Origin of the sequence: Bradyrhizobium sp. AZCC 1719, assembly GCF_036924525.1 — a bacterium.
In the GTDB taxonomy this organism is placed as follows: domain Bacteria; phylum Pseudomonadota; class Alphaproteobacteria; order Rhizobiales; family Xanthobacteraceae; genus Bradyrhizobium.
Genome location: NZ_JAZHRU010000001.1, coordinates 4,094,849 through 4,108,231 on the forward strand (window position 1 = coordinate 4,094,849; position 13,383 = coordinate 4,108,231).

20 protein-coding genes are annotated in these 13,383 nt (G+C 62.4%); 9 read left to right on the top strand and 11 right to left on the bottom strand.

Going from position 1 to position 13,383, the window contains the following annotated elements; genetic code table 11:
• Positions 1-29 precede the first annotated feature (29 nt).
• The 3 genes from V1292_RS19135 to V1292_RS19145 all read right to left on the bottom strand — a co-directional run bounded on the left by V1292_RS19135 (position 30) and on the right by V1292_RS19145 (position 1,461).
• The gene (locus V1292_RS19135) at positions 30-215 is read right to left on the bottom strand and encodes a hypothetical protein (protein ID WP_334374264.1); all 186 of its coding nucleotides are present in this window, start codon (positions 213-215) and stop codon (positions 30-32) included.
• A 159-nt stretch (positions 216-374) separates the two neighbouring features.
• A complete protein-coding gene (locus tag V1292_RS19140) occupies positions 375-851 on the bottom strand; it encodes a hypothetical protein (RefSeq protein ID WP_334374265.1) in 477 nt (158 codons plus the stop codon).
• 79 nt (positions 852-930) lie between these two features.
• Complete coding sequence (locus V1292_RS19145) at positions 931-1,461, bottom strand: hypothetical protein (RefSeq protein ID WP_334374266.1); 531 nt, start codon at positions 1,459-1,461, stop codon at positions 931-933.
• Between the two features lie 274 nt (positions 1,462-1,735).
• On the opposite strand from V1292_RS19145, the gene V1292_RS19150 reads away from it, so the two are divergent.
• The 5 genes from V1292_RS19150 to V1292_RS19170 all read left to right on the top strand — a co-directional run bounded on the left by V1292_RS19150 (position 1,736) and on the right by V1292_RS19170 (position 5,249).
• On the top strand, positions 1,736-1,957 hold the full coding sequence (locus V1292_RS19150; RefSeq protein ID WP_334374267.1) for a hypothetical protein: 222 nt from the start codon (positions 1,736-1,738) through the stop codon (positions 1,955-1,957).
• Between the two features lie 146 nt (positions 1,958-2,103).
• On the top strand, positions 2,104-2,259 hold the full coding sequence (locus V1292_RS19155; RefSeq protein WP_334377093.1) for a type II toxin-antitoxin system RelE/ParE family toxin: 156 nt from the start codon (positions 2,104-2,106) through the stop codon (positions 2,257-2,259).
• 172 nt (positions 2,260-2,431) lie between these two features.
• Positions 2,432-4,084, top strand: coding sequence for a fumarate hydratase (locus V1292_RS19160; RefSeq protein ID WP_334374268.1), 1,653 nt, complete (start codon positions 2,432-2,434; stop codon positions 4,082-4,084).
• 38 nt (positions 4,085-4,122) lie between these two features.
• Entirely contained in the window at positions 4,123-4,566 is a 444-nt protein-coding gene (locus V1292_RS19165; protein WP_057855673.1) for a MaoC family dehydratase, read from the top strand.
• A complete protein-coding gene (locus V1292_RS19170; RefSeq protein ID WP_334374269.1) occupies positions 4,563-5,249 on the top strand; it encodes a DUF429 domain-containing protein in 687 nt (228 codons plus the stop codon). The genes V1292_RS19165 and V1292_RS19170 overlap by 4 nt, the downstream gene beginning before the upstream one ends.
• A 7-nt stretch (positions 5,250-5,256) precedes the next feature.
• Here V1292_RS19170 and V1292_RS19175 read toward each other — a convergent pair whose 3' ends face one another.
• The 4 genes from V1292_RS19175 to V1292_RS19190 form a co-directional block, all read right to left on the bottom strand.
• Positions 5,257-5,553: a hypothetical protein gene (locus tag V1292_RS19175; protein WP_334374270.1), complete on the bottom strand. Its 297-nt coding sequence runs from the start codon at positions 5,551-5,553 to the stop codon at positions 5,257-5,259.
• Between the two features lie 129 nt (positions 5,554-5,682).
• On the bottom strand, positions 5,683-6,240 hold the full coding sequence (locus tag V1292_RS19180) for an inner membrane-spanning protein YciB (RefSeq protein WP_334374271.1): 558 nt from the start codon (positions 6,238-6,240) through the stop codon (positions 5,683-5,685).
• Positions 6,241-6,282: 42 nt separating this feature from the next.
• Complete coding sequence (locus tag V1292_RS19185; protein ID WP_334374272.1) at positions 6,283-6,861, bottom strand: hypothetical protein; 579 nt, start codon at positions 6,859-6,861, stop codon at positions 6,283-6,285.
• Positions 6,862-7,146: 285 nt separating this feature from the next.
• On the bottom strand, positions 7,147-8,553 hold the full coding sequence (locus V1292_RS19190) for a carotenoid oxygenase family protein (RefSeq protein ID WP_334377094.1): 1,407 nt from the start codon (positions 8,551-8,553) through the stop codon (positions 7,147-7,149).
• A 112-nt stretch (positions 8,554-8,665) separates the two neighbouring features.
• Here V1292_RS19190 and V1292_RS19195 point away from each other — a divergent pair, with 112 nt between their 5' ends.
• Positions 8,666-9,400 carry a TetR/AcrR family transcriptional regulator gene (locus V1292_RS19195; RefSeq protein ID WP_442895536.1) on the top strand — a complete coding sequence of 245 codons (735 nt, stop codon included), beginning with the start codon at positions 8,666-8,668 and terminating at the stop codon, positions 9,398-9,400.
• Positions 9,401-9,927: 527 nt separating this feature from the next.
• Here V1292_RS19195 and V1292_RS19200 read toward each other — a convergent pair.
• On the bottom strand, positions 9,928-10,506 hold the full coding sequence (locus tag V1292_RS19200; RefSeq protein WP_334374274.1) for a hypothetical protein: 579 nt from the start codon (positions 10,504-10,506) through the stop codon (positions 9,928-9,930).
• Positions 10,507-10,702: 196 nt separating this feature from the next.
• Between V1292_RS19200 and V1292_RS19205 the strand changes: the two genes are divergently transcribed.
• The gene (locus V1292_RS19205) at positions 10,703-11,410 is read left to right on the top strand and encodes an SET domain-containing protein (protein ID WP_334374275.1); all 708 of its coding nucleotides are present in this window, start codon (positions 10,703-10,705) and stop codon (positions 11,408-11,410) included.
• Between the two features lie 3 nt (positions 11,411-11,413).
• On the opposite strand, the gene V1292_RS19210 is transcribed toward V1292_RS19205, so the two are convergent.
• Together V1292_RS19210 and V1292_RS19215 are read right to left on the bottom strand one after the other, a co-directional pair.
• Complete coding sequence (locus tag V1292_RS19210) at positions 11,414-11,704, bottom strand: DUF6522 family protein (protein WP_334374276.1); 291 nt, start codon at positions 11,702-11,704, stop codon at positions 11,414-11,416.
• 29 nt (positions 11,705-11,733) lie between these two features.
• Complete coding sequence (locus V1292_RS19215; RefSeq protein ID WP_334374277.1) at positions 11,734-12,162, bottom strand: RrF2 family transcriptional regulator; 429 nt, start codon at positions 12,160-12,162, stop codon at positions 11,734-11,736.
• Between the two features lie 83 nt (positions 12,163-12,245).
• Between V1292_RS19215 and V1292_RS19220 the strand changes: the two genes are divergently transcribed.
• Both V1292_RS19220 and V1292_RS19225 read left to right on the top strand, forming a co-directional pair.
• Positions 12,246-12,716, top strand: coding sequence for a group III truncated hemoglobin (locus V1292_RS19220; protein ID WP_334374278.1), 471 nt, complete (start codon positions 12,246-12,248; stop codon positions 12,714-12,716).
• Complete coding sequence (locus V1292_RS19225) at positions 12,716-12,850, top strand: hypothetical protein (RefSeq protein ID WP_334374279.1); 135 nt, start codon at positions 12,716-12,718, stop codon at positions 12,848-12,850. The genes V1292_RS19220 and V1292_RS19225 overlap by 1 nt, the downstream gene beginning before the upstream one ends.
• A gap of 124 nt (positions 12,851-12,974) precedes the next feature.
• On the opposite strand, the gene V1292_RS19230 is transcribed toward V1292_RS19225, so the two are convergent.
• Entirely contained in the window at positions 12,975-13,373 is a 399-nt protein-coding gene (locus V1292_RS19230; RefSeq protein ID WP_334374280.1) for a hypothetical protein, read from the bottom strand.
• Between the last annotated feature and the right edge of the window lie 10 nt (positions 13,374-13,383).

The window sequence follows — 13,383 nt, forward strand, 5'->3', positions numbered from 1 at the left end:
TGGCGGGTGACGACAACCGGATGGTTGGCTCAAGCCAGTTGGTCGATCCGCGTTCCCTGACCCGGCGGCAGGGGAGCGACCAGCGTCGGCTGCGGCGTGCGGGTGCCGTCGGCGGCACCGCCGTTCTGCACGTCGGGGGTCTTGTCGGGAGCCTTGAACACGGGGACTTCAGGCGCTTTGACCACCACCGTTGCGGGGACAGCAGAGACATTCATCGGAAGCATCCTCTTGGTTGCCTCCGACATGGCCGGGCTGAAACGAACGATTGGTGAATACGGCGCGGCAATCCCGCATCGATGCCGTCAATTCCGTCCAATGGTGAACGGACGGCTCGCGGAATCGTTAGAATGCGACGGATCGGGAGCGGCTTGGGCCTATTCGTCCTTGCCGCGGGTCACCACGATCGAGGCTTCGGTCTTGGTGCGCGTGCATTCCATGTTGAGCCGGCGGAAGCGCATGGAAACCTTGTCGCCGCGCAGGATGCCCATGCGCTTGATGCAGCGCGAGGAGCCGGTCGCAACGTCGGGCTTCGGAATCGTGAAAATGATGGCGCCGGCCGAGGCGACCAGTTCGAAGAATTGCGGCTTCGGTTTGCGGTCCGTCTTGGCGTAGAGCTCGTTGGAGTAATTGCGGCCGCGGCAGCCGAGCGACAGCTCTTTCGCCGCCGGATGCGTCAGATAGATCATGTTGCCGGTATTGACGCTGATCTTGAGGCCGTCGATCTGGTTCTTCAATTCCTTGGCGATGTCGTCGCAGCGGTCGGCCCGCGCCGGCGATGCGTCGACCGTCGCAACCAGCGCCAGCGTGGCGGCAAGCAAGGTCGATCGGCGAAATTGTGATCCCAAAGCCATCTGAAATGCCCCTTTTGCGCATATTGAAGCCCGCGCGCGGATTTCCTGCAAGGGTCGCGCGCCGAAGTCAACTTGCTTGTCAGAAACCGTAGAGGAAGACGCTGATGCCGAAGGCGATTACGGCGATCACATCGAACAGCGTGGGAATGCTGACCAGCAGCGTGGCAAGCCCAAGCCGCTCCTCGCGTGCGGCGAGCGCGATGGCGCAAGCGCCCATCAGCGGAAACGCGATGATCTGGACGGGGGTCTGGAGGATGGAGAGGCCGCCGAAATCGAGGCCGTGCCGCACCACTGAGGGCATGTAGTTCAGCCAGTTCATCAGCACGAGGGCGCCGAGCGCCATGACCGCGTAGCGCAGCCTGCCGACGGTGGCAAACGCCAGCGCCGCCAGCGCCAACACGGGATGCGCAGCGACATAGGCCTTGATGATCGCGCCGCCGATGCCAGGGCCCGGAATTTCCGACGTGTCGCCGAACAGCATCGGCGCATGCGAGAGCCCTTCGAAGGCTTCGATCGCGGCAATGATGATCAGAAGCAGATAATACCCGAGCAGACGCGGAGGACGCGCTGGGACAGAAGCTGCGTCAGGCAATGTGGTGGCGGAGTTCATTACAGTCGCAATCGGTTGAGAGGATATCGGCAATTTCCGTTTTTGTCTGGAGAGAGCTCCATGGGGTTCAATCAGGATCGGCAGTATCCTTGCCACGCGCGAAGGAGAGCCCCGCCTTAGCGGTTGTTTCGAGCGCTGTTTGGAATTGCAATCAAAGATTGCGTCTGCCGGAAGTCTCGGCGATAATTGCTGCAGTCCGCGGGCCAAAACCGAGGTCCTATCGCTGTGCATTCCGCACAGTGATTTATTGCGTCAGGTGTGTTAGGTTACCCTCATGACAAAACTACTCGAACAAGCCTTGAGACAGGTCGAGCAATTGCCGGAAGGTGAGCAGGACGCTGCGGCGGGCGCGCTGCTCGACTATGTCAAACATATGCGGGACATGCGCTTGACCGACGCACAAGCGGCCGAGGTTCGCCGTCGCCGGGCCGATCCGAACCGCAAACTGCTATCCCACGCCGAAGCGCGGGAACGTATTGGACGGCTGGGCTCATAGCTGCGTATGAAACCCGTATTCGATGATCAGGCGATCGCCGATCTCGAAAACATCTTTGGCTGGATTGCTCAGGATAGTCCGCGATTGCGAGGACTGTAACAGACCGGCTGTTTAGTAGCATAGAACTGCTCATCTCATTTCCCTTTATCGGCCATGTGGGTCGCGATCCCGATACGTTCGAATGGGTAGTTCCGCGACTGCCTTATGTTGTGGTGTACGAAGTCGACCGGGTGCAAGAGCGAGTCGTCGTAACGGGCGTATTTCACGGGGCTCAGGATCGCGAGGGTGGACGGGATCCATGAAAAAGCGAGTAAAGCGAGGAGTGAGATCGATGTGCCGAGCATTTCCGTGATGTCGCCCGACACGCCCTACCCCTGTTTTTCGGAACCTTCCATTTAGCCCAAAAATGCTTAGAACGGGTCTATCGTCGCGGCGCCGTTCTGGCCGCCGTCGGCTCCAACCCGAGATATCGACATGAACGCCCCGACCGCCTTTCCCGACCAGAAACCCGTTCCGCCCTACAAGCATACGCCGCTGTTTCCGCTGGGGCCGGACACCACGCCCTACAAGAAGATCACGACCGAGGGCGTGCGGGTCGAGAAGGTGCTTGGCAAGGACATGCTGGTGGTGTCGCGCGAGGCGTTGCGGGCGCTGTCGGAGGCTGCCTTCGGCGATATCAACCACTACCTGCGGCCCGGCCACCTGAAGCAGCTCCGCTCGATCCTGGAAGACAAGGAGGCCAGCGACAACGACAAGTTCGTCGCCTTCGACTTCCTGAAGAACGCCAACATCGCCGCCGGCGGCGTGCTGCCCATGTGCCAGGATACCGGCACCGCGATCATCATGGGCAAGAAGGGCTGCAACGTCATCACCGATGGCGACGACGAGGCGGCGCTGTCGGAAGGCGCGCGCGATGCCTACCTGCGCCGTAACCTGCGCTATTCGCAGGTCGCACCCTTGTCGATGTATGAGGAAAAGAACACCGCCAACAACATGCCGGCGCAGTGCGAGATCTACGCCGAGGGTGACGACGCCTACAAATTCATGTTTATGGCCAAGGGCGGCGGCTCCGCCAACAAGAGCTTTCTGTTTCAGGCGACGCCCTCCGTTCTGACCAAAGATCGTCTGCTGGCGTTTCTGAAGGAGAAGGTGCTCACCCTCGGCACCGCGGCGTGTCCGCCGTATCACCTCGCCATCGTCATCGGCGGTACCTCGGCCGAGCTTTGCATGAAGACGGTGAAGCTCGCTTCCGCGCGCTATCTCGATGCGCTGCCGACCCACGGCTCGGCCGACGGCAACGCGTTCCGTGATGTCGAAATGGAGCAGGAAATCCTGAAGATGACGCAGTCGCTCGGCGTCGGCGCGCAGTTCGGCGGCAAGTATTTCTGCCACGACGTACGCGTGATCCGGATGCCGCGCCATGGCGCCTCGCTCCCGATCGGGCTCGGCGTCTCCTGTTCGGCCGACCGCCAGGTGCTCGGCAAGATCACCAGGGATGGCGTCTACCTCGAAGAGCTCGAGCACAATCCGGCGCAGTATCTGCCGGCGGTCGAGCAGTCGCTCGGCGGCGAGGTCGTCAAGATCGACCTCAACCAGCCGATGAAGGAGATCCTGGCGACGCTGTCGAATTATCCGATCAAGACGCGGGTCTCGATGACCGGCACCATGATCGTTGCGCGCGATTCCGCGCACGCCAAATTGCGCGAGCGGCTGGAGAAGGGTGAGCCGCTGCCGGACTATTTCAAGAATCATCCAGTGTATTACGCCGGCCCCGCCAAGACGCCCGATGGTTACGCGTCCGGAGCGTTCGGCCCGACCACGGCGGGGCGGATGGATTCTTTCGTCGACCAGTTCCAGGCGGCGGGAGGCTCGATGGTGATGGTCGCCAAGGGCAACCGCGCGGTCGCGGTGCGCGAGGCCTGCAAGAAGCATGGCGGCTTCTATCTCGGTTCGATCGGCGGAGCTGCGGCAAACCTCGCCGAGCACTGCATCAAGAAGGTCGAGGTGGTGGAATATCCCGAACTCGGCATGGAAGCGATCTGGCGCATCGAAGTGGTGGATTTCCCGGCCTTCATCATCATCGACGACAAGGGCAACGACTTCTTCAAGGAATTGAATCTGGGGTGACCTGTTCGCATTCGGCGTGAAATGTGAGCGAGGACGCGATGATCGAGTGGTTCGACGACCTGAAGATCGGGATGCGCTTCAAGAGTGAGGCGGCGACGGTGTCGAAGGAGGACATCATCCGCTTCGCCAAAGAGTACGATCCGCAGCCGTTTCATCTCGATGAGGAGGCGGCCAAGAAGTCCATTCTCGGGGGCCTCGCCGCTTCCGGATGGCAGACGGCAGCGATCGCCATGCGGCTCGCCGCGAGCGCGCGCCCGTTCGGGCCGCATCCGCTGTTCGGCGCCGGCGTCGACGATCTGCGCTGGCTGAAGCCGGTGCGGCCCGGCGACACCATTTTTCTCGAAGGGGAGGTGGTGGAATTGGCGGCGTCGCGCACGAAGCCGCAAGGCATCGCCCGGGTCAGGTGGACCGCCTACAACCAGCATGGCGAAGCGGTCTATACCTTCAATCCGATTGCGATCGTGCCCAGCCGGCCGAAGTGAGCAAGAGGTCGGGCTGCAGGGCGCTTGGCCTCGACGGGTTCAGCAAAGGCTGGGTCGCCGTTCTCCTCGACGGTGACGTGCAGGAAATCTCCTTTCATCGCGACATCACGGACGCGCTGTCGCGTTCTTGCGACAGAGCGGGGATAGATATCCCGATCGGGATGAGCGATCACGGCGAACGCGACTGCGACCTGCTGGCTCGAGCAAAATTGCGGCCGCACGCGTCGCGCGTCTTTGCCGGCGCTCGCCGCTGGCTGTGGTCGGAGTTCAGCGATCCCAATGATGCCAACCGGGAGGCGCAGCGGCGCGGGCAGAAGCGGGTGTCCCGCCAGCTCTGGCATCTGGGTGCGAAGATCATGGAGGTCGACGCGTTCGTGCGCGCGAATCCATCTCGTGATATTCGCGAGGTGCATCCCGAACTGGTGTTTCTGCGATTGAACGACAACGAGCCCTTGCCGTCGAAGAAATCCGCCGGGGGAGTTGCTCTGCGCCGCGCGCTGCTCAAGCAATCAGGCTTTCGGCAGATAGATCGCTGGCTGACCCATGAACGTAGCGGTGCAAAGCCTGACGATGTGCTGGATGCCTGCGCGGTTGCGATTGCGGCCCGCGAGCCTGCGGGCAGCGTCCCCGAGGGGGCGCCGCCCGTTGATGCGCACGGCTTGCCGATGCGGATCTGGTTTTAGGGAGAACCTACGCCCGCGAACCCGTGAACGGGAAGCTGCCCATCGGGCCGATGCCCATTTCGCCGGACATGCTGTCGCCGGAAACCTTGCCGGTGAAGGCAAGCGTGAGCGGCATCGGGTTGGTGATGGAGATCTTCCAGGCGACGTCATCGCCGTTGACGGTGCCGTCAAAAATGTCGCCGGAATTGCCGTCCGCTCCTTGCGTGCCCGTCAGCGCGCCGCCCGCGCTTTGCAGCGACAGCGTTGCCTTGCGCTCGCCCATCGGCGTGCTCATGGTGATATTCCAGTTTCCGTCCACGGCCATCTTTGTCTCCCCGACGTTTCTTCCCGCCAAACCGGAATGGCTTGCGAGATCCGTTAAACTCGATCGGCGGTATAGCCTATCTCGCCACACAAGCCCAATCGTCTCAAGCGCCTTTTTGGCGCGTATTTTTCAGGCTTGCTGGGCGGCGGCGCGAAGCCGGCTGCCGACCAAAACACGAAACGCGACGTATTGAATTGCAAAGGCGGCAATCTTGGCGCCGACCAGCACGACGGTCACGTAGAACGTCCACAGCTTCATGTCGCCGGTCATCGCGACACCGATGGTGCCGGCGGCGAGTCCGAAGCACAGTGCGGCCCAGGCGTAGCCCGCAAAAGTGACATATTCGGGAATGGTCTGGGTCACGATGGGGGGCATGTAGCGCAACATCCAGCCCCGCTTGAGCATGATGACGCCGATCGCGAAATGCCCAATTGCGGGTTTCGCCAGCACGAAGCGCGGGTCGTGGGTCAGAAGCGTCGCGCTGCCGAGCACGATGACGAGCCCAAGGCTGGCCCATGTCATGTAACCGAGCTCTTTGCCCTTGATGCGAAAGTAGATCACCTGCGCAATGGCGCCAGCGATCGCGACGGCAGTCGCCAGTAGCACGTTGTCAGTCGTCAGGTAGATCGCGATGAACAGGATGGTGGAGAAAAAATCGGCGCCCAGTCTGGCGAATACGTCCTTCATCGGTTTGCTCTCTGCTGATGGGTTTCGGTTGGAAGCGTATCTTTAGTTGGCGCCGGGTAGGGCGTTCGCCGGCGGGACACCATGCTTCGCCCTGCGATATTGTGGATACCATGTCGTGAAATAGGCGGCACTGTTGCGGGCGGCGAAGGCGATGGCGAGTCCGATCCAGAGTGGGAAGCCCGGCACATAGATCGTCAGCACGTTGCCGACGATCATCAGGACGAATGCGCCGGTCCAGGCCCACGTGATGATATAGATCGCCTTCATGAAGCCGGGCAGCTTGGTCGTCTCGTTATCGACGGCTTCCAGCGCGTATTGCAGCACGAACGGCTTGCGGATGATCAGCGATGCCAGCGAGATCGCCAGCACGCCGACATCGGTTGCCAGCTTGACGGCCGAGTTGTTCAGGTTCGGGTCGATCAGCGTGACCCAAGCGCCTATCCCGGCGAAAACGACGACGCAACCCGCGCCGAGCATCTTGATCGAACGGCCGCGAGCGACGTCGATGGCAACGACAGCAAGGCAGATCGCGGCCGAAGCGAACAGGCTGACCTGGGCCGACGTCACCAGCATCAGCAGGGCGAAGGAGCCGAAGGGAGCAAGGATCAGGAAGATTGTCATGGCAGCCTCTCGGGCTAATCTTTACAGCGTAAAGATACACTAGGAGCCGGTCCGGGACTCGTCAAGAAAAATCTTTACAGTGTCTAAATTCGACGACGCGACGATCTGTGATTATCTTTGCAACGGTTTGCCGGCGCTTCAGGCGCCCAATATCGCGACCGAGAGAAACATGAGGGCACAGGCGAGCAGCAAAACGAGCGTGATCGTGATGCCGCCGACCCGGCCGACGCTTGCAACGTGGGGCGCGACAACGTCGCGCCCCGGCATCGTGGACGTATAGCGCGCTCAGGCCGCGCCAACCCAATTGCCGTGGATGCCGTCGGGGACACGATGTCCGAGCTTCACCAGCGCCACCGGTCCGGCGTCGACATCGGTGGCATTGAATACCGCGAGGTCGCTGCGGTTTTCGCGGGCTCGCCAGACCACCGACATCAGCCAGCCGTCACCCTCGCTGGCGTCATCGCCGCGTGGAACGAACACTGCTTCCGAGATCGTATCGCCGGCGGGCAGCAGGTACTGGCCAAGCCGCGATCCATTGCCGTCGACATGTACCAGGCCCGACAATCCGCCTGAAGTCGGCAGGTCGGGATTGGCGCAGGCGTACCATCCATGCCGGTTGGCTGAACCGACGCTTCGATCGCAGACGCGGGGGAATTCTCCGGTAATGTCGTCGAGCCAGGTTTGCGTGAATCGATCGGTATTGCCTGCGAGATCGAAGGTCCAGCGGCACAGCCGGGCGCGCGACTTGGCGGGATTGGTGGGCGTGCCGTCGGGATGGGTGAACAGCGGCGGCTCCTCGTACTGCATGACGTCGGCAATGATGCGGTCGCCGTCCTCCCACGCGTTCATGACGTGGAAGACGTAGCAGCACTCGGCGCGAAACCAGACGATGTCCTTGGCGGAGCCGTCGCGCTTCATGACGCCGACATAGGCGCCCTTGTCCGGCTCCCAAGCATAGGGCGGCCGACCCGTCATGGCGCGCTCGATGCTGCCGGTGAGCGGCAGGATCGGAAACAGCAGATGATTTTTGGTGACGATGAAGTCGTGCACCATGCTCGCATAGGGGGCCTCGAAGCGATCGAAGCGCGTTACTACGCCGGCGGCATTGACGGAGCCGAAGGAGAGGGCGGGGGTGAGGCGGCCTGCGGCGTTGTAGCCGAAGAACACCATCTCGCCGGTGACGGGATCGATCTTGGGATGCGCCGTGAACGGTCCAGAAATGCCTTTGCCATAATCGCAATAGCCGAGCCGGTTGAGGGTGCCAGGCTCGATCTCGGTCGGCAAATGGCCTTCCTCAAGGGCCAGCAGGCGGCCGCCATGAAAGATGATGTTGGTATTGGCGACGCCGCCGTCTTGCGTAACCGAGGCGGGCGTACCCGGCAGCCTGCGGCCGAAGCCGCCGAACAGCGCTCGGCCGGCATCGTGCTCGGCCAGCCATTTCGGGGTGCGGACCCAGCGATTGCGATAGCTGGCGCGGCCGTTCTCCAGACGGAAGGCGTGCAGCATGCCGTCGCCCACGAACCAGTGGGCGCCGGGCGCGTCGAATTGCGGGTTGGGGCCGTTGCGATAAAGCGTGCCGTTAAGCTCGCGCGGTAATTCACCAGTCACCTTGAGGTGTGCCGCGTCGCATTCCATCGGGATCGGCGCCAGATTGTCCCGCGTCGCATTGGTCGTCGCCAATTGGTCGAGCATCATACGTTCCCTCCGGTTGTATCTTTACATCGTAAAGATGTCAGTAGGCGCGTTGCCATGGGTCGTCAAGCAAAATCTTTACAGTGTAAAAATTGTGGTTATAAAGATTCGCATGGCAAGATTATCGAGAGCAACCAAAACGAACCGCCCGGCCGCGAAGCGCAGGCCCGTGAAGACTGTAGCCGAAAGGCCGGCCAGCCGGCGTCGTCGTCCGGCCGGCGAGACGCCCTATCATCACGGCGATCTGCACGACGCCTTGCTCGCCGCGGCGGAGCGGGTGCTGGAACGCGACGGGCTGTCGGGCCTGACGCTGCGGGCGGTTGCGCGCGAGGCCGGCGTGTCGCATGCGGCACCGACCCATCATTTCGGCGATCTCACCGGGCTGCTGAGCGAGCTTGCCGCCATCGGATTCCGGCGCTTCAACGCGGCGATGACCGCGGCGGGCAACACCGAAACGCTTCCGCTCATGAAGTCGTTGGCGCGCGCCAAGGCTTATGTCGCCTATGCGCAGGCGCGCCCCGGCATGTACGGGCTGATGTTCCGGACCGAGCGGCTCGACATGACGCGGCCCTCGCTGCACGAGGCGGCGACCGCCTCCTTCGAAGGACTGGCGACCGCGGTGAGCCTCAGCCGCAACGAAAAACTCACCGGCGAAGCGCTCGAGGCTTTGTCGCTCGACCAGGCTGCCGCGATTGCCCGTGCGTGGTCGCTGGTGCACGGCTTCACCACGCTGCTGCTTGATGGAAGGCTCAAGGACATTCTGCACCGGCTGCCCGAGGGGACCGGCGTCGACCAGCTTCTGGATGCAATGCTGCGTTCGACAGTGCCACGACCGCCGGGGGCGTAAGACGGCCGCCGCTCTGCGCGAGTTCGCAGGTGGGATGAGGCTGCGCGGTGACGGTTGCGGCTGGCGTCCCGCTCAGCAACCCCTGCAAATCTTGGTTTGCCGCGCGAGCCTTGCGTCAGCTTCCGCGTCTTCGTTGGGCTGCCGTGTCCAATCTTCGTATGCCGCTTTGACGCCCGATCCGGCTGACCTGTCCCTGGAAGACGCTTCGTTCAGCGGACCCAGGATGATCTCGCGGTTGCGCGCCGTCCTCCGCTTTGGCTTGGCCACCCCGGCTTGTTCGCCATCTGCGGTCGGCGGTTCACCCAAGCCGTCCCAGGCGATCGGCGCGCCCGCTGTCTGCGTCGAGCAGCCAGTTCCGGAGGCACAGCAGCCGGAGAGGGCGATGCCGGCGATGAGGAGTGCCAGGAGTTTTATGTGCATGGTGCCCCGGGGTGATGGCGTGAATAACTAGGTTTGACAAGGTTCAAGCACTCAAGCCCGAAGCTTTGACGTTAATGCGGCAAGAAAGCGCCGGACTGCGTCTACCATCACCGCTTTGCCAATTCCACCGCGCGGCCGCGCTCGCCAATCACCTTCACTCCGTCCTTGCCGCACTTGAAATCACGCGCAAATTCGTCCGCGGCCTGGCGCGCGAGCTCGTTGGCATTGCGGTTGGCCTGGCCGTCGACATAGGCGACGTGGCAGACCGGCCCGGGCGGCAGCCGCGTCACCGCGAGCATCGGTTTCGTGATGGGGTTTCCGGTCTTGTCCGGGTCGTTGTTATCGGCGATCAGCCAGCGCTGAATGATCGCGAACGGCCTGCCGTCGACCGCCCGCCATTCGACGGTGTGGCCGGTCGAATTGAAGGGGCCGAACCAGGCCTCCGCGGCCGGCTCCTTGGCGGCGGCCTCGCGGTTTCGTCCCACCGAGACGGTTTCACGCAGGTCGCCCTCGCTGATCAGTACCACCAGCCCCGATTTACCGGGGCAGACCTGCGTCGTGCTGCCGTCGGATTCGGGCTTGCCGACCGTGTGGCAGTCCTTTGGCGCGGTCGACGTGTAGCTGCTGCTGAAAGTTTGGGCGTTCGCCGGTGACATCAGGCCAAATGCAACGGCGAACAGCGTCATGGCGGCCGACACGGCGAGCTGCCGATGGGAGACGCGTTTCATCTGAACCTTCTCGCGTGGAACCTTTGGGGGTAGACGGTGCAATCTGGGGAAGGTTCAAGGCGAATGTGCGAAACACCTGACAATGCCGCGGAATCGTCCTAGAAGGACGGCTTCGCAATTCCTCGCTTTTTGAGCGCGCAGTTATCCAATCGTCATGCCCTCCATTCCTTCGAATAAACCCTATCGCGTCGGCCGCTCCCGCACCGGACTTGGCCTTTTCGCCACCAAGCCGATCAAGAAGGGCACCAAGATTATCCGCTATTTCGGGCCGCTTCTTGATTCGAAGAAGAAAGAAGAAGACGCGATCGAGAACAAATATTTGTTCGAACTGAACGACCGCTGGACCATCGACGGCTCGGTGCGCAAGAACATCGCCCGCTATATCAACCATTCCTGCCGGCCGAACGCCGAATCCGATGTCAAACCCCGTAAGCGCAGGGTGTTCATCCGCGCCATCAAGAACATCGAGCCGGGCGAGGAGATCAACTACGATTACGGCACCGATTATTTCAAAGCCTATCTGAAGCCGATCGGCTGCAAATGCGCAGCCTGCGAGAAGAAACGCAAGAAGAAGCGTGCCGAGGCGCGGGCGGAGAAGGCGCGGCTGAAGGCCAAGGCCGAGCGGAAGGCGCTGAAGAAGGCGGAAAAGTTGGCCAAGGCCGACGCGAAGCTGAAGGATAAATTGAAGGCAGAGGCCGAGCGTACGTCGAAGAAGAAGCTCAAGCTGAACGGCCATTCGCCCAATGGCATGTCACTGAATGGGACATCGCTGAACGGCAACAGCGGTGTCAGAGCGTCCGGCAAGAAATCGGCTGCCAGGAAACAGCCGGTTTCCGCGCCGGCGCCGGCCCTTCAGGCATAGGGCTCATCCGCCGGATTTGCGTACCGACTTCGGCAGCAGCGAATTGCCGTAGTCCACCGCGGAGCGCTTAATGATCACGCCCTTCTCGTCGACCACAACGCGAAACCGCCGATGTGCGGACAGGAAGGTCAGCCGATGCCGGCCGGAATCGGCATCGACCCCGCGCTCGGCAAAGCTCGTGATCTTGCCCGCCCGCATCTCCTTCTGAAGGAGCGGCAGCGCAAGGCCGAGGCCTTCGGCAACGATCGCGGCATCGATCTGCACGATTCCATTCTCGAACTCGATCGGTTTCATGTTCAAGTCCTGATGCTTCGGTGTGGGCCTCACGCGGTCACCGGACTGCGTCTGGGCTGCGCGGGGTAGGCGCATTCCGCCAGCGTCGTGGCATCGAGCTCGCGCATGAAGGCTTCGCGCGCGGCGGCCAGCTTCGCTTTCAGCCGGCAACGCGGCTTCAGCACGCAACTACCGCCATCCTCACGAAAACACTCGACCAGCGGCGGCCCTTCCAGCGCGCGCACCACCTCGCCGATGGTGATCGACTGGGCCGGGCGGGCCAGCATGAAGCCGCCGCCGACGCCGCGTTGGGTCGAAATGAAGCCGCTATCGGCGAGGTCGCGCACCACCTTGGCCAGATGGTTGCGGGAAATGCCGAACTCGGCCGCAATTTCATTGGTGGCGAAAGAACGGCCGGGTTCGCCCGCCAGCCGCATCAGGGCGCGCAAGGCAAAATCCGTGAATGACGTCAGCCGCATAGGGCCCTCTCAAAAGATCTGCTTGCAAATCATCTATAGCCGTCTAATTAGGTATTTGAAATACCTATTTAAGGGCAGGCGGAATGGAAGCGATCGTGGCAGGGCCGGAGCGGCGCGAACGGCTCACAGCCGAGATCATGCAACGAACCGGAATTGACGAGACGATGATCGAGCGCCTGGTGCGCGGCTTCTATGCCAAGGTCCGCGAGGACGCGGTGCTGGGGCCGATCTTCGACGTGCGCATCAAGGACTGGGAGCCGCATCTGAAGCAGATGTGCGCATTCTGGTCGTCCGTCGCGCTGATGACCGGCCGCTACCACGGTACGCCAATGGCCAAACATCTGCCATTGCCGGTCGATGCCGCGCATTTCGACCGCTGGCTCGCGCTGTTCGAGGCCACCGCACGCGAGGTCTGCCCTCCGGAGGCGGAAGCGCATTTCGTGGAACGGGCGCGGCGGATTGCGGCGAGCCTCGAGCTTGGCATCGCCGGCGCCAACGGCGTGATGCTCGCAAACGGTGAAAGATTTCGATGCAATCAGGCAGGAGCAGTGTGATGGCTTATCGTGCACATATCGTGACGAACAAGGAGCAGGCCGATCCGTATTCGGGCAGCAGCCTGGTGCCGATGCTGGTCATCGGGCTGGTGCTGACTTTTGCGGGAATGATTGCGGCGGTGGTATTGACCTGACGCGCTCTCGCGCGTCATTCCGGGGCGATGCGGAGCATCGAACTATGGGGCGCCCTTGCGCCCCTGAGAATCTCGAGATTCCGGGTCTGGTGCTTACGCACCATCCCGGAATGACGGGTGTGGCCTAAGCGGCGACCACACCGCCGCTCTTCCGCAGGCCGATATACTGCAGCTCGGCAAACACGCCGGTTGCAATCGCCTGCGCCACGATGAAGACCTGACCGAGCAGGTTCGGCGACACCGCGCCCGAGAACAGCAGCGCGATGCTGCCCAGCGTCCAGGCGGCATTGCCTATGATCACGAACAACACCAGCGCCTTCATCACCGTCGACCTCGTCGCCAGCCAGCCGACCAGCGCGGTATAGGCGATCAGGAACAGGCCGGTTTCGCGCAACAAGACGTCCGGCAAATTGAGGAACGGCGCGAGCGCGCCGGCGCCGAGCGTTAGCGCCACAGCGGCGACGCCGCTGAAGATGGCGTCGGCGAGCAGGGCGCGGCTCAGGAAGGTGGACGGATGGATCATGACGTTCTCC